The sequence below is a fragment of the Mycobacterium kiyosense genome, from assembly GCA_021654635.1.
GTDB classification, from domain to species: domain Bacteria; phylum Actinomycetota; class Actinomycetes; order Mycobacteriales; family Mycobacteriaceae; genus Mycobacterium; species Mycobacterium kiyosense.
Genome location: AP025179.1, coordinates 261,697 through 282,195, shown reverse-complemented (window position 1 = coordinate 282,195; position 20,499 = coordinate 261,697). Strand labels below are relative to the sequence as shown.

Genomic DNA, 20,499 nt, shown 5'->3' with positions numbered 1-20,499 from the left:
AGGTGACTTTCGCCGCGAAGTACGGCCCGTGGGCCCTGGTCGCCGGCGCCTCGGACGGCGTAGGCGCCGCCTTCGCCATCGGCCTGGCCGAACGCGGTGTCAACGTGGTACTGCTGGCCCGACGTCAGCAGGTATTGGATCAGGTTGCCGCGCAGATCAATTCGGCGACCTCGGTGCAGACCCGGACGTTGGCGGTCGATCTCGCGCAACCGCACGCGGCATCAGTGATCGCCGAGGCAACCGGCGGGCTGGAGATCGGCCTACTCGTGTACTGCGCGGGGGCAGACCCGAATTTCCGTCCCTTCCTGGCTAATTCGGTTGAGGCCGCCGAAACGATGGTGCACCGCAACTGCATGGTGCCGATGCAGCTGTGCCATCACTTCGCACGACCCATGGTCGAGCGCGGACGGGGGTGGCATCGTCATCTTCGGGTCGGGGGCCGGTCTCGCCGGCGGACCGAACATGGTTGCCTACGGCGCGTCCAAAGCGTTCGATATGGTGTTCGCCGAGGCGCTGTGGGCCGAGCTGCACGACAAGGGCGTCGACGTGCTGGGTCTGATCCTGGGCAAAACCGACACACCCGCACTGCGCGAACTCGAGTACAGCCGAGGGCAGATCGAATCGCCCGCAGATGTTCCCCCCGGAGAGCCGCCGCGGTCGACGACGTGATCGCCGAGGCGTTCGAAAATCTGGCCAACGGTCCGACGTGGATTGTGGGTGAAGCCATGCGCGCCGCCGCGCAGGTGATGGGTTCGCTGCCACGCAAACAGGTCGTCGAACTCATGATCCAGGCCAGCGCGGCAGCAATGGGCGGTTGGCGATTAGGCCGGTGCCCGCCAGGTGATCAATACTCGGCCGTAGAGCAGTCGCCGGATCCGGGCGTGCGGAAGTACCGTGCGGACATGGGTGCGTAACTGCGAAAAGTTGTCCGGCGGCGGCCATTTGATGGGGGCGGTGTGCTCCCATTTTCCTCTGACTCGGTTGACGACGGCACAGGCGATCCAGGACGGCAGGTGCCACCACAGTTCGCGTAGCGACACTCTGACGAAGGTGACGACGGCCAGTGTGCCGCCGGGCGCCACCAGACCGGAAAGTCGGGCGATCGCTGCCTTGGTGTCGTCGATGTGATGCATCGCGGCGTTGGAGACCACCGCGTCGAACGTCGCCAGCTCGGCGGTCATCACGTCACCCTGCAACCAGGTGACCGGCGCGTCTCCGAACCTGGTCTGAGCACGCTGCAGGACGGCGCCGTCCACGTCCAGTGCGGTGACCTGCGGTACCCGCCGAGCCAGCCGAGCGGCCAGGAACCCGTCGCCACAGCCGACGTCGAGCGCTCGTTGGGCACCGCGTGGGACCTCGGCATCGATGAGTGCGTTGTAATGAATGTTGATATTCCAAGGTTGTCGCGTCGACACTTCGCCCAAAGTAGCCTCGCGGCCCCTATATTTCGACGGGCGCAAGGAGATGGAATGAGCGAACACCGGCAAGTTCTGGCCGTCATCGGCGTGGGCGGTATGGGTCAGGCGATCGCGCGCCGGCTGGGCAGCGGTAAGACCGTCCTGCTGGCCGACAACAACGAAGAGACCCTGACCTCGGTGGCCAACGCGCTCGCCGCCGACGGCTACGCCGTCCAGAGCCGAGCCGTCGACGTCTCCTCCGCCGAGTCGGTGCATGCACTCGCCGAGTTCGCCGCCTCGCTCGGGCCGCTCACCCAAGTGGCACACACCGCCGGACTCTCTCCGGCCCAAGCCTCCGCCCAGGCGATCATGGCTGTCGACCTACTCGGCACCGCGCTGGTGCTGCAGGAGTTCGGCGAGGTCGTCGCACCGGGGGGTGCCGGCGTGGTGATCGCCAGCATGGCCGGTCACATGTTCCCGCCGCAGCCCCCGGAGCGCGAAAAAGCGTTGGCGCACAACCCGCCAGAGCAACTACTGGAGCTGGACTTCATCAACAGCATCACCGAATCGGCCTTCGCCTACCCGATTGCCAAGCAGGCCAACCATATTCGGGTTCGAGCCGCCGCAGCACACTGGGGCCGCCGCGGCGCCCGGATCAACTCGATCAGCCCCGGGATCATCTCCACCCCGATGGGGCAGGAGGAACTGGCGTCCCCGGTCGGCGACGGGATGCGCGCCATGATCGACATGTCAGCAACCGGTCGGCTCGGCACTCCCGACGACATCGCCGCGGCGACCGCCTTCCTGCTGGGGCCGGAGGCCACGTTCATCACGGGCACCGATCTGCTGGTCGACGGCGGCGTCATCGCCGCGGTGAAAGCCGGCAACCCTTAGACCAGGTAGTAGAGACCGCGTTGGTCGGCGCGCTCGGCCGCCGTCTTCGCGTGGGCATAGCGCACCGCTTTGAGCGTCGCCGAGAATTCTTTGTCCTCCTCGGGGAAGACGTGTTCGGCCGGGAACCAGCGCGCGAAGCCGACGTTGTGCAGCACGGTGAGCGTGTCGGAACGCACCCCGGCCAGCAGCACCGTCGTTCCGTGCTCGGTGAGTTCACGCAGGAAATGCTCGATGCGCTCGATGCATACGACGTCGGGATGCCTTACCCGTTTGAGACGCAGAATCACGACCTTGCCCTGATCGTCCGCTTCGATCCGTTTCCGGAGTTCACCGAGGTGGCGGTCCAATTCCGGTGCGGCCCCGAAGAACAGCTCGCCCTCCAGGTCGTAGATCACCATGCTGGAGTCGGGCTTATCGCCCGGAATGCGTTCCCGCACCACACGTTCGGGAGTGACGATGAGTTCGGAGGCTTTCAGCTTTGCCGCGCGCGGAACGAACAGCAGGATCGACAGAATCACGCCCAGCAGCACGGCCTTGTCCAGATCGATCGCGATACCGGTGAACGCGGTGACGATGACGAGGCCTGCGTCATAGCGTGAGGCCTTCAACGTGTAGACCAATCGTTTGAAGTCGACCAGTCGCACAGCGGTGACCAGCAGCAGCCCAGCCAGCGCCGGCTGCGGAACATACCGCAGGAGCGGTGCGAACAACAGCAATGCCACCGCAACCGTTGCGGCCGAGACGATTCCGGAAAACCGAGTCTTGGCGCCCGACTGGTAGTTGATCGCCGACCGGGACAGCGACCCCGAGCCGGGCAGGCTTTGGAAGAAGCCGCCGCCGAGGTTGGCCAGACCCTCGGCCATAATCTGGCGGTTGTAGTCGATCTTCTGCTGAGTCTGGTGCGCAATGGCTTTGGCGATCGACAGCGCCTCGATAATGCCGACGAAAGCGATGGCCAATGCTCCTGTCGATAATTCGGGCAGCCAAGCGGTATTGACGTCGGGAATGTGCGGGGTGGGCAGGCTGCGCGGCACCTTGGCCGCTACCGCCACCGCGGTACGTCCTCCGGCGCCCGGTACAGACCAGCCGGCCAGGTAAGCGACCAGCCCGGTAATGACCAACACGGCGAGCATGTCGATCTGCGGGAGCCCGAAGCGCTGCACCAGCTTTCGCAGTACAACGGCCAGCAGCACCGCACTGACACTGATGATCGCGGCACGGTAGTTGACCGCGTCGCCGTGGAACAGGGTGAGGTACACGCGCTTGAGCACCTGCATGTGCCCATTGCCTTTGTCCTTGACGCCCAACGCGTTCCCCAGCTGGCCGACGGCGAGCAGAAATGCCGCAGCCGCCATGAAGCCGATGATGACCGACTCCGAGATATAACGGGTCAAGTTGCCCAGATTGAGCACCGCGATCACGATCTGGAACGCACCGACCAGCACTCCGAGTAGGAACAACGCCTCGAACAGTTGCTTGGAATTCTCCGAGTCGATGAAAGCCAGCGCGGTGAACACCAGCAGTGAGATGGCACTCGTCGGCCCGTTGATCAGGTGGGAGGACGATCCGAAGATCGACGCGATCGTCGTCACTACGATCGCGGAGTACACCCCGAATCTGGGGTCCACCCCAGCGATCAGCGCGTAGGCGATGGCTTGCGGGAACGAGATGGCCGCGACGGTCAGCCCCGCGACCAGATCAGCACGGCCCTTCACCCAGCCGTAGTTCGGTAGCACGTTGGGCACCGTCTCTTCCTCAGGTCGCCGGCGCGGCGAGAAACGGCGCCGCCGTGATGGTGTCGAGGATTCCGTTGTCGCCGAAGAACTTTTGACGCGCGTCCGCCCAGTCCTTGGCCAGCGCCGTGACCGGAAAAAGCGCCAGCGCCGGTAGTCGGTCGGCATGGCGCGCAAGGATTTCCGGCTTGAACGGGCGGTAACCCTGCTGAGCTATCACTTCTTGTGCGGCGTCGCTGAACAGGTAGCGCAGGTAGTCCTTGGTGAACGAGGCCACTTTGGGATCGGTGACGTTGGCATCGACCCACGCAACGGCCGGTTCGGCCAAGATGCTCACCGGCGGATAAACGATCTCGAGTTCGTCTTTGTTGGCGGCGACCTCCCGCAGCGCCTCGTTCTCCCACGTCAGCTGCACGTCGCCGATCCGCTGCACCGCGAAGCTGGTGCCGGCCCCCCCGTGCGCCGGCATCGGAAACCGCGACGTGTTGCAGCAACGTCCGCAGATACCCGGCTGCCTGCTCGGGGCTGCCGCCGCGGGTGGTGACCGACCCCCATGCCGCCAGCACACTCAGCTGGCCATTGCCCGATGTACGCGGATTAGGTGAAACGACGGCCACGTCACGATTGATTAGGTCCGGCCAGTCGTGAACGCCTCTGGGATTTCCCTTCCGGACCAGGAAGACGATGGTCGACGTGTAGGGCACCGAGTTGTTGGGGGAGTCGTTGCCGCCAGTTTGCTGCCACCAGGCCGCGCTTGGCCAGTGTGTCGATATCGCTGCTCAACGCCAGCGACACCACGTCGGCCTTTTGCGAACCGTCGATCACGCTGCGCGCTTGCCTTCCCGATCCGCCGTGAGACTGCTTGATCTCCAACCCGTTTCCCGACCCGTATTGCGCAGCGAACGCCTGGTTGAGCGCCGCATACAACTCGCGCGTCGGGTCGTAGGAGACGTTGAGGATCCCGGCCCGGTCGTCCGGCAAGTTCTTGAATGCGATCGCGCTCGCCGCGACGACGACGGCGACGACACCAAGGACGTTGAGCCACGGAACACGACCCAGCGAACGCAGGCGTCCTCTCACCGCAACTCTCCTACCCTGGTTCATCGGTCATTGCGCCTTCGGCAACCTGCCGATGCTAGCGATCAGGGCAGCGCGCGACAGCGTTGAGAATCAGTCTGAAGATAACGCGATCAGTTGATGCTGAACTCGTGCAGCGTCTGGTTGGTCCCTTCGCTGACGGTGACATAGCCCCGCCCGTCGTTGTGGAATGCGATTGCCTCGCCTTGCGTCTCAGCAACAACGGGTCCCCTGACCGCGGTGCTGCTGAACGGCGACCAGGCGGTGGTGCCGTCGGCGCGGTTCCATAGCAGGACATCGCCGTAGGTGCGGACAGCCAATTGTGAACCGTCCGGCGAGAAGTCGGCGCTGGTGACCAGGGGTGAGCTGGCACCCGAAGTATTCAGTGTCGCAACCTGATTCAGTGGTGTGACGGGGGCGCTGCTGCTGGTGGCGGCTACCCAGACCTGGCTTTCCGGTGCGTAAACCCGGGAGACACTGCTGCCGGTCTTCTCGATGACCATCAGCTTGTTGGTCTGCGGGTCGACAGCCAGCGCCTCGGAGTTGATTTTGCTGCCGTCGGGATAGATCAGGCGTAACTGGTCCACTCCGGTCAGGGTCGCGTTGGTCGGATTGCTCGCCGTGCCCGTGACCTCGGGTTCGAGCACACGATAGATGGTGACGTTGCTACGTGATCCCGCGTTGTCGCCGATATCGCCGACATAGATATAGGACTTTCCGTCGGCGCCGGTCGCGACTTCGATGTCCTCCCAGTCCTTTGCGGTGGCGCCTTGGAGTGTGTAGGTGCCCAAGGTCTGACCTGTCTTGGCGTCCACCGCGAAGATGCGGTTCGTGTCCCCGGAATCGTTGTGCACCCAGTAGACGTTCGGATTCCTGATTCCTGCGTCGATTCCCGAGATCTCCTTGAGGTCGCTGTTGGTGATGACTCCCCCGTTGGAGGAATCGAGGTGGCCGGCTTTGGCCGCGTCAACGGCATTCAGGTTTGACGGGTCGGTTGGGTTCGTCGGATCAGTCGGATTGGCCGGATCAGTCGGGTTGGTCGGATCAGTCGGGTTGCTCGGATTCGTCGGATTCGTCGGATTCGTCGGATTAGACGGGTTGCTCGGGTTGGTCGGATTCGTCGGGTTGGTCGGATTCGTCGGGGTGGTCGGATTCGTCGGGTTGGTCGGATTCGTCGGGTTGGTGGGCGCGTTGACCTTGGCGCCGGTCGCTCCCCGCGCGCCGTCGTGGCCCGCCAACTGCCCGCCCGAGCCACCCGCTCCACCGGCACCCGGGCTCTGGCCCGGCCCGCCGGTCCCGCCGGCACCACCATCACCGCTCAAGACAGCGTTGCCGCCCGCACCGCCGACGCCGCCGATCGCTCCGGACCCGCCCGGCCCCCAACACCGCCATTGCCCCACAGCAGGCCGCCACTGCCACCCCGACCACCGGCCGGCGCGGGACTGGCGGAGTCCGCAGCGGCACCGGCCTGGCCGCCGGCCCCGCCGTGGCCGATCAGCCCAGCGCTGCCACCGTCGCCGCCGGCTCGGCCGACCGCGCCCGACCCACCCCTTCCGCCGTTACCGAACAGCAGCCCGCCCGGCTCGCCGTGCTGCCCGGTGCCGGCCACCCCGTCGGCGCCGTCACCGATCAACGGTCGGCCCAACAGCGTTCGCGCCGGTGCATTGACCAGGTTCCGCAGTTGGTCCAGCGGCTTGGCGCCGGCGACCTCCGCCGCGGCGTACTCGCCAGCGCCCGTAACCAGCTGCTGGGTGAACTGCCGATGAAACGTCTCCAGCTGCGCACTCAGGGCCTGGTATGCACGGGCGTGACCGGCGAACAGCGCGGTTATCGCCGCCGAGACCTCGTCAGCTGCAGCGGCTACCAGCCCGGTGGTGGGGAGTGCTGCCGCCGCATTTGCATTGCTCAGCGCGGTCCCGACCGCAGTCAGATCCTCCGCCGCCGATATCAAGGCGTCCGGGCGCACCACCAGAACCGACATCACGACCTTCCGGCTAAGCCCCCGTCATCGGTCGGGTGATCATATGCATTCGGTCCGCCGCTATTGGTGGGTTTTCCACCGACAACCAATCGTCTGATCATTGACGCCGGGTCCGGGGTCCGCGGCCGCGCCGGCGCGGTGCGTCCGATCCCGCGCCCGGAGGCGCGCCCGGCCCGCCGCCCGTATTCCGTGTCGGGAGACTGCGTCACGATGCGGCCGCTCGGGGGCGGAAGTAACTGGTGCACTGCGTCCAGATGGTGCGTTCCAGATCCGCCGAGAGCCGGTCGTTGTAGCGTTGCTCGGCGTCCGCGGGCACGTCGAGGTAGCCACCCCGGCGAGCGATCCGGGTGACCGCGCTGGCCGTCAGCCGGGCACCGCCTCGAGGATGTCGACGATCGAATTGCCGCTCGAACGAAGGCCGCCGAGTACAGCTCGTGGAAACGCGCCGGCGCGCCCAGACCCAACGAGCAGCCCGCCGGTTCGATCGAGGGACTGCGTCGGCTCAACCAGATCGAGATCCTCACCCCAGCCAACTGATCGACCAGATCGGGAGTGGCCGAACGGATGTCGTGATGAACCCATTGGTGGGCGGGTTGCCGATCGACGGGGGCTGGGCCAGCTCGCATCGACTCATCGACGAGGTCTTGCCGCGGGTGTGAATGTCGGCCTCGTCACATCACCGCCATACGGCTACGTAAATTACGGCAAAAATTTCTCGACGACGTTGCGCCGGGGGTGGTTTGGGATGCGGTTAGGTGGGCAAAATATGTATCCATGATCGCTCGGTTTATTGGTTCCGCGGCCGCCGTCGCCGCGGGCGTGAGTTCGGCAGTGTTGTCAGTCCCGATGCCGTCCGCGTCAGCAGAGCCTTGCCCCGACGTCGAGGTGGTGTATGCGCGGGGTACCGGCGAGGAAGGTCTTGGCGCAACGGGCCAGGCCTTCGTCGACGCGTTACGCCCACGGATCGGCACTCAGTCCATGGGCGTGTACAACGTCAACTACCCCGCGAGTGACGAGTGGGCGACCGGCATCGACGGGATCCGGGATGCCGGTGCGCACGTCAACTCCATGGCGACGGCCTGCCCGAAAACGAAGATGGTGTTGTCCGGCTTCTCCCAGGGCGCGGCGGTGATGGGTTTCGTCACCTCTGCCAAGGTTCCCGACGGAGTCGACCCGACCACGGTGCCCAAACCGCTGGACCCCGCTGTCGCCGACCATGTCTCGTCGGTGGTGCTGTTCGGCACGCCCAATGTGCGGGCCATGGAGTTCCTCGGCCAGCCGCCGGTTGCCATCGGTCCGCTGTACCAGGCCAAGACGCTCAAGGTGTGCGCCACCGACGACCCGGTGTGCTCGGAGGGCATGAACTTCGCCGCGCACAACTCGTACGCGGATGACGGCGCGATGATCGACCAGGGCGTTGCATTCGCAGCCGCGCACCTCGGCGGCCCGCCGCCGGCCCCGGTCGGTTTCGGAAACTAGCGCTGCACGGGACGACCGAACGTCTCGGGACAACCCGGACTTTCGGGACGACCCAGAGCGGAGCCAAGACGGGGCGGGATCAATCCGACGGCGCCGGGTAGCGGTCGCGCAACTTGGACAACGTCGCCTCGATGCCGCGGGCGTTGGCCTTCGCGAAGCCCGTCCGCTCGTAATACTTGAGCTTGTTCTTGAGCGCGCCGGCGTCCGAATAGTCGAAGGTCTCGGTCACCCGGGTGCTGGTCGGCGAGAGCGACTGGAATTCCCACCGCCACCGGTGACCCAGCGGGTGACGCCACTCGACCAGCTTGTCCGGCTCGAAGCCGGTCACTGTGCTGGTGATGCGGTAGGGCAGGCCCAGCATCTTCATCTTGGTGGAGAACTTCGAGCCCTCGGCCAGCGTCGCGGGTGCGGTGACGTTGTCCCGCACCGTGCCGGATCCGTCCAGTTCGCTGTGGCGGCGCGGATCCGCGGCCATCGCGAACAGTTCGGCCGCAGGCGCGCCCACTTCGACAGACCGGCTGACTCGGCGGGGTCCAGCATCGACCACAGTGATTGTCATCATGTCCTCTCGTTTCGTCAGGTGAGTACCCACCCGGCTGTGGCCGAATCGACGACGCCAAGCGACCCGCCCGCTCCCAACGCGGGTTATCGACGCTGGTCATGGTACGGTTCGCTGCTGTGGTGTCGTCGCGTGTCAACCCTGGCAACCCGAATGCGGGTCTGCCTGCTTCGTGGCGCACCGGGTCGCAGGCATGCTCGATTGTGGCCGTCGAATGTCTGAACTGAGCAGGCGCCGCTTCCTGGGATCCCTCGCCGTCTCCACCGTGGCCAGCGTGGGTCTTGCCCGATGCATGGTCGACCCCCAGCCGCGCACGTTCGCCCAGACGCCCGCCGCCGCGGAGATCGCGCCACCCCGCGCCCCGACGGCTGCGGGTCTGCTGCCGCCGCCACCCCCGAGTTCCCGGGTCCGGCTGCCCGGCGGCGGTGTACTGAGCCAGCTCCCCGGCAGCGGTGATCTGCTGGCGCTGACGGTCGACGACGGCACCAACTCCGAAGTCGTGGCCGCGTACACCCAGTTCGCGAAGGACACCGGCATCCGGCTGACCTTCTTCGTCAACGGGACGTACGACTCCTGGACCGACAACCTGGCAGCGCTGCGCCCGCTGGTCGATTCCGGACAGATCGAACTCGGCAACCACACCTGGTCGCATCCCGACCTGACCACGCTGAGCAAGGCCGACATCGCCAAGCAACTCACCCGCAACGACGACTTCCTGAAGAAGACCTACGGTGTTGGCGCCAAACCGTATTGGCGACCGCCCTATGCCAAGCACAACGCGGCCGTTGACGCGGTGGCCGCCGACCTCGGCTACACCGTGCCCGTGCTGTGGTCGGGATCGCTGTCGGACTCGACGCTGATCACCGAGGAATACATCGTGAAGATGGCCGATCAGTACTTCACTCCGCAGGCCATCGTGATCGGGCATCTCAACCACTTGCCGGTGACGCATGTCTATCCGCAGCTGATCGACATCATCCGGGCACGCAATCTCCGAACCGTCACTCTCAACGACGTTTTCCTCAAGACGCCCTAGCTCTGGCGCGGTACCGCCGGTCGCGCGATGGATGGCACAGTTCTATACATGAGTCGTTGGTGCGTGATCCCGGCGGCGGTCCTGGCCGCCGTGCTGACCGCGTGCGCTGGCGGATCACACGGCGACAGCCCGGCGGCGCCGCCGGAAGGTTCACACACCACCACGCAGGCCGTCCACGGGCCGTTCTTCCCCGAATGCGGGGGCGTGAGCGACCAGACCGTGGCCCAGTTGACCGGCACCGGCGGGCTGGTGGTCACCGCCCGTAACTCACTGGGCTGTCAGTGGCTGGTCAACGGCAGCATCAGCGGTCCGTGGTTTTCATTCAGCTGGTTCCGCGGCAGCCCCATCGGCCGGGAACGCAGAAACGAGGACTTGACGCGCACGTCGGTCGACAACATCACCGTCGACGGGCACAGCGGCTTTGTAGCCGTGGCCACCGACCGGCTCGGCGCCCGGCTGTGCGACGTCGCCATTCAGTTCCAGGACGACTTCTTCGAATGGTCGATCCAGTTCAACAGGAAGCCGTTTCCCAACCCGTGTGACATCGCCACCGAACTGGCCCGCCGAAGTATCGCGGCGGCAAAGTAATCCGTGCGCAGCCGGTCGGCGGCGCCGCGCTCGGATCTCACGGGCAGTGCTGTCGGCTCGACGACAGAGCTCCGCCGATCTACGATTCGACGTCGTCTGTCTCCGCGTATCGGGCGAGGGTCTCCAGTCTGGACCGATACCAGCCCTGCAGAATGCCGCCGCGTCGATCGAGGTCGGTGTACACCCCGGCGAGGACCACTCCCGGGCCGGGGTTCATCCATTCGACGCTCGGCTCCGGCGCAAAGTCTCGCTGGTAAGTCCAGCGCGCCGAATTCCTCTGCCGCCGAACGACTTCACCGAGATACCAGGCGGCACCGAGCAGAAAGTCTTCTCGGGCGGGGTCCAGCAGCAACTCCTCGGGTGCCACCGCCTGCGACCAGATGACTCCCTCGAGGTCGTCCAGCGTCGCAGGGCTGAAGTCCCAACGCAGCTGGGCGCCGTACCGCTGCACCCATCCCGGAAAAGCCGCTTGCCGTTCGGCGAGCCAGTCGGCGAGCACATCAGCGTCGTCGACACCTCGACGCGCCCGCTTGCGCTTCGTGCGCTCACGTCTCTTCACGGATTCGTCGATGCGCCAGCGCATTTCGCCGGTACGCCAGAGGTTGTAGGTGTAGCGCAAGCTCTCAGGATGACTGGCCGGTGCCGACGGACCGTACCAGATCCGGGTGGGCCGTACCACGCCGTCCAATGTTTGAATCAAGAACTCACCCAGCGGATGTACCTCACTGGCATACCCCATGATGCTCAACCGCGCGAGTCGCGGCGCCTCAAAATCGGTCAGCACCCAACGTGACGGCCGAGCCCGGTGCAACGTTTCGCCCAGGTACCAGACCGCTCCCTCCAGAAACTCAGTCGGTGCGCCGCTGTCGAGGATGGCGCTGCCGGTAGGACAATGCCGCAGGATCAGTTCGGCCAGGCTGTCCATCGACTGCTCACTGAAGTCCCAGGCGTAGCCGGCGCCGAATCTTTCGATCCACTCGGGAAAGCGCGCGCGCTGCAGACCGGCCCACGCCTCGCCCGGTGCAACCGGATCCGGGCCATCGATACCGGGTGTCGATTCCCTGGTCAGCAGGTGTAGCAGATTGCGATCGCGGTAGCCCTCGACCGCGGCCGACCAGGCTTCGTGTAACCGCGCAAAGTTTCGCCCATCTGGCCAGGTCCGCGCGTATTCCAGCACATGCGCCGGGGACACGGCCGCGCCCAGGTAGGGTTTGACCAGCGGGTAGCCGTAGGTGATCGAGCCGGGGTGGTCGTCCCAGATCCACCTGCCGTCACCGGTGCGCAGCAGGCTCTCTCCCAGGTAAGCGATCACCGCGGAACGAAGCGCGGGGTCGGTCGCCACGGCATCTGTGCAGGCGAATTGTTCGACAGCTGCCAATGAGGCAGGTGAGTAGTCCAGTGCGATGCCGGGGAGCCGCGGCGCCAGGACTGCCAGTAGTTCGGCTATACCGTTGCGCCAGAGGTCGCGGGTCGACAACCACCGCTCGGTCGCCGAGTCCCAGGTCCACACGCCGGTTCCGCGTTGGTAGATGTCGGACGGGCTGAACTGCCACGATGGTCGGTTCGCAGTGTCGATGTAGGGGCGATAAGTGCGGGGCAGGGTAAGCGGGTCGCCTGACATCGCGACATTACGCAGACTGGCTTGCGGCGAGACGTACTCGGCGGCACGGGTTTTGGCCGTCGGCTGCACGATGAACCGGCCACCGGAATACTCGAAAATGGATTCGGTCCAGCGCAGTGTGCGCGGGTTGCTGCGTCGGACGATCTCGCCGAGGTACCAGGTGGCTCCTTCGACGAACTGCGCGTTGCCCGAATCATCCAGTGCTCGCATGCTGGGGTAACAGTGAAAGATGTTGTACGTCAACTGATCCAGTGAGGCGCTGCCGAAGTTCCAGAGGCTGGGGTCTGCGCACCCGAACCGGTCCACCCAATCCGGAAACTTACGCTCTTGCTCCGCAGCCCAAGCCCGTCCCGCGGCTACCAGAGCCGATTCGCCCCCATCCACGAATTACGATATCGGTCAGCAAAGGAAAATTTCCTCAGTAATCACCCTGCCGTCCCGCTCGGCGGTGCGCTGGGCGACCCGTCCCGTGATCTGGGCCCCGTGCTGGTGTTGTTATCCGGAGCCGGCTCGGGGTTCTTCACCGGAGCGCTGCTTGCCGTTGACGGCGGTCTGGTCAGGCTCGGCGCCCGGACGTCCGGCGCCGCCGCGGCGCCGCAGCTGCCCCTTGGGCCGGCGCACCCGCTTGACCGGATCGCGCGTTGTGCCGGAAGCTATTTCGTCGCGCAGCTGCTGGATGTTGGAGATTTCCGCGTACAACCCGCGGATCGCGTAGTCGAGGACGGCGAAGGAGTAGCGCTGGTCGGGATCGTCCACGATGCCGACTTCGCGGGATCGTTCCCGCGACCACAGCGCCTCGTCCAGCCTGGCCCGGGTGGCCTCGAGATGACGGTCCAGCATGTCGATCACCCGGTCCGGGTCCTCGCCGCGCGCCAGCCAGGTTCGCAGGATGACGGGGTGTTTGACGACGACCTGGTCCTGTCCCGGGAAGTGTTGTACCCAGCGCCGCAACGCATCCCGGCCGGCGTCGGTGGTCTCGTACACGGTGATGGCCCGCTTGCCCGATCGGGTGTCGATCTCGCTGACCATGGATCTTTCCAGCAGTTTGCTGAGCTCGCGGCGCACGTGGCTGACCGACGGCGACCAGTAGAAGTGCCCGACCGACAACTCGGCGCGCATCTTGATCTCACCGGCGGTTAGCTGCTCGTCGTTGGCCGCCAGCACGCCCAGCACCAGGTACGCGGTGACCGGCAGGCCACCGGCGGTGCGGACCGGGCTCACGTTGACCCCGACGGCCGGAAGTACGGCAGCGTCACGTCGGCGTCGACGGCGTGGAACTGCACCGTCACCGGCATCCCGATCGCCAGCTGTTCCGGTGCGACTCCGACGATGTTGGTCAGCATCTGGTAGCCCTCGTCCAGGGTGACAATGGCTGGTGCGTAAGGGGGTTCGAACTCCGCGGTGACGGGCCGGTGCACCACCGTCCAGCTGTAGATCTCGCCTGATCCGCCACTTTGTGTCCACTGCAGCTCGGCCGAGAGGCACTCGCGGCAGTGTTCGGTCGGCGGGAAATTGGCCAGCCCGCACGCTGCGCACCGCTGGTAGCGCAGCTCGTGAGACCGGCAACCCGCCCAGAACGGACCGCTGACCGCACTATTGGCGTGCGGCACCGGCCCGGACTGTGGCCGCAACATGCTCTCAGACTTCATCTCGGCTCGTCTCCCAGTAGCAGGACGGTGGTGAACAGTGCTCCGGCTCCCCCGTTGCTGCACAACGCAATACGTGCGTTCGGGACCTGCAGGTCACCGGCCTCACCCCGCAACTGCTGCACGGCCCGGATCGCGCGCTGCATCATCTGCGGATTGGCCCCGGCATGGCTGAACGACATGGTTCCGCCGTCGGTGGTGATCGGATGACTGCCGTCGACGGCAATGTGACCGGCGGCGACGAACGGCCCACCCTCGCCCTCACCGCAGAACCCGAACGCCTCCAGTTGACGAATGATCTCGAACGAGAAGGGGTCATACAGTTCCAGTACGTCCACGTCGTCGCGGCGCAGGCCGGCGTGGGCGAACGCGCGGTCGGCGGCACGGCGACCCACCACGCCATTCACGTGATCACGCCGGCGCCCGCCCAGATCCCAGGCCGGCGGGTGCTGATAGGACGGGCCGTGGAAGTCCGCGCCGCTGCCCAGAATGTAGATGGGTTGACGAGATTTCGTAGCCTTGTCGCCGACGGTCTCCAGGTTCGCCACCACCAGCGCGCAACCACCCTCCGAGGTGGTCGCACAATCGAGCAGATGGAACGGGTCGGCGATGAGCCGGGAGGCGGTGATGTCGTCGGTGGTGAACGGACCTCGTTGGTAGTAAACAGCTTCCGGGTTACGTGAGCCGTTGTTGCGGATGGTGGCGGCGACCGTGGACAGTTGCTCCCGCGTGGTGCCGTAGACGTGCATGTGGCGGCGGGCGATGAGCGCGAACTCGGCGGTGGTGAACATCCCCCAAGGCGCGACGAATTCGTTCTCCGGCCGCGTCCAGGGCGCGGTGGCCTCGTGGTCGCGATATTCCCCGGCCTGCGCGGCGACGAGCACCACGACATCGGCCATGCCGTGTTCGATAGCGGTGGCCGCCTCGGTGATCATGCCGACACCGAAGCCCATGCCCTGCCAGGCCGGGCCGAGGCGCAGGTCGTAGATCAGCGCGGTCGACTGCGGGCTGGCGCTGATTCCGTCCACATCGTCGAGGGTCAGGCCGGCGTCCTCGAGTGCCCCCCGGATGGCCTCGACGGCCAGTCCCCGGCTGGTATGTCCGTCCAGTCGCCGGCCCTGCGCGGTGTTGTACACCCCGACGATGGCTGCGGTGCGCTTGTTCGCGCTCAAACCGATCTCACTCCTTCAGTTTTCGTCCGCGACAACGCCGAGATAGGTTCCCACGACGTCGTATTCCCTTCCGTCACGCGTTATCCGCCCGATCGTCGTGCACCGGACTCCGGCGGATCCCGCACCGGCGTCGACGACGTCGATCCGCACGTCCACCGGCCGCGCGGTCTGCGGGTCGGTGATCTCCACGACCATTGCCACCGCACGCTCGCGCTCATCCCACTCGACGCTGGTAATGCGATGCCGGGCAGTCAATTCCATCACCACCGAGTCCTGGCGCAGCAGGAATCGCACCGGCGCGCACAGCTCACCGGCACGCGGCGGCACACAGAGCGTGACGGCCACGTCACAGTCCCGCCGGCCGGGCGGCGGTGACCCCCGATTCGGACAGCCGGGTCAGATCCCCTGCCCCATACCCCAGGCCGGACAACACCTCGTGCGTGTGCTGACCGTAGAGCGGCGATACCCGGCGGAGCCAACGCCGGGGCCTGCCGAGGAACTCGAAAGGCATTCCGGTGCAAAGAAACGAGCCCACGACGGGATGGTCCATCCGTTCCCAGAATCCGCGGGCCAGCAGCTGCGGGTCGGCGAGCAGCCCGGCCGCCGCGACCAGCGGCGCCGCGGCAACCCCGGCGCAGCGCAGCTCCCGCACCGCCTGCGCAACGGTGTGGTGCGCCGTCCAGTCCTCGATCAACTTATCGACCTCGTCGGCGCGCTCCCGCCACCAGGTTTCGCCCTGATGCGCCTCAGGCCTGCCGATCAGCCGGGCCAGACCGGTGCGGCCGGCATCGTCGATGGCTGACAGCGCGACCCACTCGTCCTCACCCTGGCACCGATACACACCCTGTGGGCTGGCTCCGGGGCCACGATTCCCCTGGCGGCGCAACTCGATTCCGTTGCGCGAGTATTCCACCAGCATCTCCGCGGCGACGTTCAGGGCGGACTCCACCATCGTGGACTCCACGTGGACGCCGATGCCGTCGCGGTCGCGCACCACCAGGCCGGCCACCGCGGCGAATGCGGCATGCAGTCCCGCGATCGGGTCGCAGACCCCGCGCGGAATCAGCGGCGGGCCGTCGGCGTGCCCGGTCATCCACGCCATGCCGGTCGCCTGTTCCATGGTTTGGGCGAAGCCGACCCGGTCGCGCCACGGACCGTCCAACCCGAAGGCCGGCATCCGCACCATGACCGCGCGCGGGTTGGCGGCACACACCGCGTCCCACTCCAGGCGGAAGTTGCCCATCACCCGCGGCGAGAAGTTCTCCAGGACGAGGTCGCTCGTCGATATCAGGTCCAGCGCCACGGACCGCCCGCCCTCGGTGCCCAGTTCGACGCTGATGCCACGTTTGTTGTTGTTGCTGCACAGGAACACCGGGCCCCATTCCCACCATTGGTCCCAGTCGGGCGGGCGACCGGCCGAGAATCGCATGCCGTCGGGCCGCCGCACTCCCTCCACCTTGATGACGTCGGCGCCTAGGCTGCCGAGGAACTGGGTGGCGACCGGTCCGGCCCAGAACGCAGTCAGGTCGGTCACGCGGACGTCTGATAGCGGAAGTTGCCGGGGATCAACAGATTCGGGCCCTACAAGGCGCGGCGGCCAGTCGATGCGACCGGTGTCGGCGCCCAGATCGGGGGGGCTGCCGGGCGCACGGGTGGTGAGGTGTTCACCCCGATACGGCACCCGGGGCTGCAGCACACCGAGTTCGGACTCGACGAAGACGCCCCGTTGCACGAAATGATCGATGTCGGGCAGCGTGGCCGGGGTTGCGATGGGCGCCACCGGAATTCGGAACGCCACCGCCAGTTCGACGATCTCTTGGGTGGTGCGGCTGCTGGTCCACTTGGTGACCATGTCGAGGAACTCGCCGCGGCGCGCGATTCGGCCGTCGAACGTCGCCAGTTCGGCGTCGTCGATCAGGTCTTCCCGCTCGATCAGCACCAGGAAGTCCTGGAACTGCTGCGCGGTGATGGTGCAGAATCCGACCATGCCGTCGGCGGTGGGGACGATCGACGGCAACTCCAGACTTCGTGACACCAGCAGCGAATCCGCACCCAGCACGCTGGCGGACATGGCGGGCAAACCACCCATCGCAATCGCCATGGCCTCGTAGGTCGAGACGTCGATCACTTCTGCGCGCCCACCGCGGACGGCATGTCGCGTGGCCGCGGCGCCGACCGCCGCGGCGAAGGTACCCGCCAGCCACTCGCCCAGCCGGCCACCCGCTTGCACGGGCTCGTCACCGGGCCACCCACGCCCGGCCGTCGACCCGCACAGGGCTTGCAGGATGAACTCGTTGGCGACGACTTGTTCGTCCACGTAGGGCCCCGTCGTCCCGAACGGCGTCACCGCGACGACCACCGCCGACGGGCCGGTTCGCGCGGCCAGCCCGTCCAGCGTCCAACCATCGGTCAGGTCGGTGAACACCACGTCGGCGCCGGCCAGCAGCGCCACAACCGCTGCTTCATCGTGATCGAGAACCGAGCGCTTTCCGGCCGCCAGATAGCCGAACAAGGCGCCCGGCGGCCCACCTGCAGCAGACCATCCGCGCAGCCGATCCCCCTGCGCGGATTCGACTTTCACCACGTCGGCACCCGCGTCGGTGAACATCTTGGCGGCGTAGGCCGCGGCGATGCCGTTGGACATCTCCAGCACCCGCCACCCGGCGAAGGGCGCCTCGAGGGGCACGCTCAGTTGCCCAGGGTGCTGGCCCGGCCGGCGATGCCGCCGGCCTCCACCGTCACCGGCGCGGTGACACCTTGGGCCTGTAACGCGAACGTCGTCATCCGGGTCCACGCGTCGCGGTCACGTTGGCTGGCCTGGTGCCCGACGTGCGTCACCACGTCCACATCGGTTGCCTGGCTGCGCAGATAGCCGGCCCGCGCGTGCTCCCTGGGAACGTGCCGGAAGGGGTCGAAAGAATATGCGGCCATGGCGTTTTGGTGGGTGATCTTGTTGATCACACTGTCGTCGAGATGACCCATCGTCTCGATGACGTCCTCGGGTGCGAACGGCCAGTTGCTGTCGGAGTGCGGGAAGTCGGACTCCCAGCACACCATGTCCTCGTTGTACCAGTCCATGTTGCGCACACCGACCTTGTCGCTGATGAAGCAGGTGTAGAAGTGCCGCTTGAACACATCGACCGGTCCGGAGTATCCCGGCGGGAATTCGGCCAGCGTCCAACCGGAGTGGCGCTGGTAGACGTGTTCGGCGCGCCATAAGAAGTACGGCATCCAACCGATATCACCCTCGGTGAGCGAGAACTTCAACTCCGGGAAATCGCGCCAGAATTCGGCCCAGATGAGTTCGGTGAAGGTGAACATGCTCATCATTGACGACGCCGTCATCATCACACTGGCCGGGGCGTCCAACGACACCATCGGCGAACGCGACGCCGATCCGACGTGGGTGCACAGTACGGTCTTGTTGTCGCAGACCGCCTCGAACAGCGGATACCAGTATTTCGTGTGAATGCTGGGCATTTGCAACGCTTCTGGATTTTCCGAGAACGTCACCGCGTGACATCCCTTGTCCGCCAGACGCTTTACTTCCTTAGCTGCTTCGGCGACATCGAAGAGCGGCAGGATGCCGCACGGGATGAACCGGCCCGGGTAGGCCGCGCACCACTCGTCGATGTGCCAGTCGTTGTAGGCCTTGATCATCACCAGGTTCACCTCGCGGTCGGGGCCCTGGTTGAGCACCTGCCCGGAGAAACCGGTGAAGTTCGGGAAGTTCAGACCGGCCAACTGCCCGCCGGCGTTCATGTCGCGCACCCGCTCGTCGACGTTGAAACAGCCCGGCCGCATCTCGTCGTACCGCGACGCGTCGACGTTGTACATCTCGCGGGGCTTTCCGGCGACGGCGTTGAGACCCATGTTGCGACCGCGGATCTCGCCGTAGTACCACTGCTGGACTCCGTCGGGTTCGACCACCACCCGCGGCGCGAGGTGTTTGTACCTTTCCGGCACGTGCGCGTCGAACATGTCAGCGGGTTCGGCGATGTGGTCGTCGACGCTGATCAGGATCAGCTCGTCCTTGTTCATTGCGCGCTCTCCCCGATCGTCGTCGATCCTCGGACTAGTAGACATTGACATGAGTCATAGGTCAACGCCACCCGGAGGGCGCCGCTTCCGTCTCGCTCTGCGAAAAGCCGCTGCCGCCATAGGAGTGCTGTGGCACGCTGGGCCATCGTCACCTGTCGAGCTTCGACCACCGATACCGACTATTAGTCACACTTGGGCTGACTGGACATCGACCGGCTCATGCGCCGCCGACCTTGGACGCAAGCCGCACGCATGCCACCATGAGGCATGGCCGGGCCTTCAAGTGTGCGACCCACCACCGCTGACGTGGCCCGGTTGGCGGACGTCTCGACAGCCACGGTCAGCTACGTGCTCAACAATGCCGAGGGCCGGCGGATCTCGCCGCAGACCCGCGAGGCGGTCAACCGCGCCGCGAAGCTACTCGGTTACCGGCCGAACCTGGCCGCGCGCAATCTCGCCCGCGGCAAGAGCGGCGTGGTGCTCTACGTGGTCCCGTACGTCGCGGTAGGCGACATGCCGATGCAGGCGGGCAGTCGGATGACGACCGAGTTGGCCCGGCTGGGTTTGCTGCAGGTGCAGATCTTCGAGACCGAGGACGACCACCACGTGGTCGACGCCATCGAGAACCTCGACCCGGTCGCGGTGGCGAGCCTGTTCCCGCTCAGCGACGCCGCGGCGGCCGCGGTCAAGGCGGCGGGAATTCCGCACATCGACATCGGCAGCCTGCCCGCGCTCGGCGATCCCCACCTGGCCGTGGGCGAGATGCGGATCGCCCACCTGGTGTCGCGCGGTCACCGCCAGATCGCCTTTGCCTACGGCGGGATCGCCAGGTGGCGCCCGCTGGGCGACTACTGGTTGGAGGGCGTCTCCCGCGCGGCACAGACCCGCGGCCTGCCGCCGGTTCGGGTCGCCACCATCACCGTCGAGAACGCCGCCGAGGTGGTGGGTGCTTGGGTGCGCGACGGCGTGACCGCGGTGTGCGCGCAGAGCGACGACATCGCCTGCCTGGTGCTATACGGCATCCACCAGGCACGGCTTCGGTGCCCGCAGGACCTGGCCGTGATCGGCGTGGACGCCAGTCCCATGGGCGTGGTCAGCACTCCCCCGCTGACCAGCGTGCAGTTCGATCCACGCGCCGTCGCCGATGCCGCGATCGCCGCCATCTACGAGCGGTTGGGCTACCCGGCGCCACCGTCGCCGGATATCACCGACATCGCTCGGGTCGTGGTCCGTTCCTCGACTTAGCTGCCCGCGGTTAAGCGGTTCACCAACGCG

Annotated in this window: 14 protein-coding genes and 6 pseudogenes; 7 read left to right on the top strand and 13 right to left on the bottom strand. The window is 66.2% G+C overall.

Features of this window, described 5'->3' with window-relative positions:
* Window positions 1-2: 2 nt before the first annotated feature.
* A pseudogene (locus L6444_RS01355) lies at window positions 3-914 on the top strand (SDR family NAD(P)-dependent oxidoreductase).
* Here L6444_RS01355 and L6444_RS01350 read toward each other — a convergent pair.
* Entirely contained in the window at window positions 822-1,415 is a 594-nt protein-coding gene (locus tag L6444_RS01350) for a class I SAM-dependent methyltransferase (protein WP_236979831.1), read from the bottom strand. The pseudogene L6444_RS01355 and the gene L6444_RS01350 overlap by 93 nt on opposite strands.
* Window positions 1,416-1,469: 54 nt before the next feature.
* Here L6444_RS01350 and L6444_RS01345 point away from each other — a divergent pair, with 54 nt between their 5' ends.
* Window positions 1,470-2,291 carry an SDR family oxidoreductase gene (locus tag L6444_RS01345; protein ID WP_236979823.1) on the top strand — a complete coding sequence of 274 codons (822 nt, stop codon included), beginning with the start codon at window positions 1,470-1,472 and terminating at the stop codon, window positions 2,289-2,291.
* Here L6444_RS01345 and L6444_RS01340 read toward each other — a convergent pair.
* The 4 genes and pseudogenes from L6444_RS01340 to L6444_RS01325 all read right to left on the bottom strand — a co-directional run.
* Window positions 2,288-4,036, bottom strand: coding sequence for a SulP family inorganic anion transporter (locus tag L6444_RS01340; protein ID WP_236979821.1), 1,749 nt, complete (start codon window positions 4,034-4,036; stop codon window positions 2,288-2,290). The genes L6444_RS01345 and L6444_RS01340 overlap by 4 nt on opposite strands.
* 10 nt (window positions 4,037-4,046) lie before the next feature.
* Window positions 4,047-5,128 (bottom strand): annotated as a pseudogene (locus L6444_RS01335) (sulfate ABC transporter substrate-binding protein).
* Between the two features lie 1,175 nt (window positions 5,129-6,303).
* A pseudogene (locus L6444_RS01330) lies at window positions 6,304-7,082 on the bottom strand (PE family protein); the annotation flags it as partial.
* A 60-nt stretch (window positions 7,083-7,142) separates the two neighbouring features.
* Window positions 7,143-7,487: pseudogene (locus L6444_RS01325) on the bottom strand (hypothetical protein); the annotation flags it as partial.
* Between the two features lie 369 nt (window positions 7,488-7,856).
* Between L6444_RS01325 and L6444_RS01320 the strand changes: the two are divergent.
* Window positions 7,857-8,561 (top strand): cutinase family protein, encoded by a 705-nt coding sequence (locus L6444_RS01320; protein WP_236979819.1) that lies wholly within the window; start codon window positions 7,857-7,859, stop codon window positions 8,559-8,561.
* Between the two features lie 79 nt (window positions 8,562-8,640).
* Here the strand turns inward: L6444_RS01320 and L6444_RS01315 are convergent, their stop codons facing one another.
* Window positions 8,641-9,120, bottom strand: coding sequence for an SRPBCC family protein (locus tag L6444_RS01315; protein ID WP_236984555.1), 480 nt, complete (start codon window positions 9,118-9,120; stop codon window positions 8,641-8,643).
* 223 nt (window positions 9,121-9,343) lie between these two features.
* Between L6444_RS01315 and L6444_RS01310 the strand changes: the two genes are divergently transcribed.
* A complete protein-coding gene (locus L6444_RS01310; RefSeq protein ID WP_236984553.1) occupies window positions 9,344-10,156 on the top strand; it encodes a polysaccharide deacetylase family protein in 813 nt (270 codons plus the stop codon).
* A gap of 48 nt (window positions 10,157-10,204) precedes the next feature.
* Complete coding sequence (locus L6444_RS01305; protein WP_236979818.1) at window positions 10,205-10,744, top strand: DUF3558 domain-containing protein; 540 nt, start codon at window positions 10,205-10,207, stop codon at window positions 10,742-10,744.
* A 79-nt stretch (window positions 10,745-10,823) separates the two neighbouring features.
* On the opposite strand, the gene L6444_RS01300 is transcribed toward L6444_RS01305, so the two are convergent.
* Entirely contained in the window at window positions 10,824-12,671 is a 1,848-nt protein-coding gene (locus L6444_RS01300) for a hypothetical protein (RefSeq protein ID WP_236979816.1), read from the bottom strand.
* A gap of 129 nt (window positions 12,672-12,800) precedes the next feature.
* Here L6444_RS01300 and L6444_RS01295 point away from each other — a divergent pair.
* Window positions 12,801-12,935, top strand: a pseudogene (locus tag L6444_RS01295) (short-chain dehydrogenase); the annotation flags it as partial.
* Here the strand turns inward: L6444_RS01295 and L6444_RS01290 are convergent.
* The 6 genes and pseudogenes from L6444_RS01290 to L6444_RS01265 form a co-directional block, all read right to left on the bottom strand.
* Window positions 12,933-13,586, bottom strand: a pseudogene (locus tag L6444_RS01290) (hypothetical protein); the annotation flags it as partial. The pseudogenes L6444_RS01295 and L6444_RS01290 sit on opposite strands and share 3 nt — an antisense overlap.
* Window positions 13,583-14,014, bottom strand: a complete 432-nt coding sequence (locus L6444_RS01285) for a Zn-ribbon domain-containing OB-fold protein (protein ID WP_236979814.1) — start codon at window positions 14,012-14,014, stop codon at window positions 13,583-13,585. The pseudogene L6444_RS01290 and the gene L6444_RS01285, both read right to left, overlap by 4 nt.
* Entirely contained in the window at window positions 14,011-15,183 is a 1,173-nt protein-coding gene (locus L6444_RS01280; RefSeq protein ID WP_236979806.1) for a thiolase family protein, read from the bottom strand. Before L6444_RS01280 ends, L6444_RS01285 begins: the two co-directional genes overlap by 4 nt.
* A gap of 15 nt (window positions 15,184-15,198) precedes the next feature.
* The gene (locus L6444_RS01275) at window positions 15,199-15,528 is read right to left on the bottom strand and encodes a hypothetical protein (RefSeq protein WP_236979804.1); all 330 of its coding nucleotides are present in this window, start codon (window positions 15,526-15,528) and stop codon (window positions 15,199-15,201) included.
* Window position 15,529: 1 nt separating this feature from the next.
* Entirely contained in the window at window positions 15,530-17,827 is a 2,298-nt protein-coding gene (locus L6444_RS01270; RefSeq protein ID WP_370653137.1) for a CaiB/BaiF CoA-transferase family protein, read from the bottom strand.
* Window positions 17,828-17,871: 44 nt separating this feature from the next.
* The gene (locus tag L6444_RS01265; protein ID WP_236979800.1) at window positions 17,872-19,224 is read right to left on the bottom strand and encodes an amidohydrolase family protein; all 1,353 of its coding nucleotides are present in this window, start codon (window positions 19,222-19,224) and stop codon (window positions 17,872-17,874) included.
* A gap of 267 nt (window positions 19,225-19,491) precedes the next feature.
* Here L6444_RS01265 and L6444_RS01260 point away from each other — a divergent pair, with 267 nt between their 5' ends.
* Window positions 19,492-20,469 (top strand): LacI family DNA-binding transcriptional regulator, encoded by a 978-nt coding sequence (locus L6444_RS01260; protein WP_236979799.1) that lies wholly within the window; start codon window positions 19,492-19,494, stop codon window positions 20,467-20,469.
* Window positions 20,470-20,499 lie beyond the last annotated feature (30 nt).

Bases quoted from the DNA above. Each gene is read 5' to 3' on its own strand.
- L6444_RS01345 (WP_236979823.1), top strand. From the start codon at position 1,470: ATGAGCGAACACCGGCAAGTTCTGGCCGTCATCGGCGTGGGCGGTATG.
- L6444_RS01320 (WP_236979819.1), top strand. From the start codon at position 7,857: ATGATCGCTCGGTTTATTGGTTCCGCGGCCGCCGTCGCCGCGGGCGTG.
- L6444_RS01315 (WP_236984555.1), bottom strand. From the start codon at position 9,120: ATGACAATCACTGTGGTCGATGCTGGACCCCGCCGAGTCAGCCGGTCT.
- L6444_RS01305 (WP_236979818.1), top strand. From the start codon at position 10,205: ATGAGTCGTTGGTGCGTGATCCCGGCGGCGGTCCTGGCCGCCGTGCTG.
- L6444_RS01285 (WP_236979814.1), bottom strand. From the start codon at position 14,014: ATGAAGTCTGAGAGCATGTTGCGGCCACAGTCCGGGCCGGTGCCGCAC.
- L6444_RS01270 (WP_370653137.1), bottom strand. From the start codon at position 17,827: ATGTCCAACGGCATCGCCGCGGCCTACGCCGCCAAGATGTTCACCGAC.
- L6444_RS01265 (WP_236979800.1), bottom strand. From the start codon at position 19,224: ATGAACAAGGACGAGCTGATCCTGATCAGCGTCGACGACCACATCGCC.
- L6444_RS01260 (WP_236979799.1), top strand. From the start codon at position 19,492: ATGGCCGGGCCTTCAAGTGTGCGACCCACCACCGCTGACGTGGCCCGG.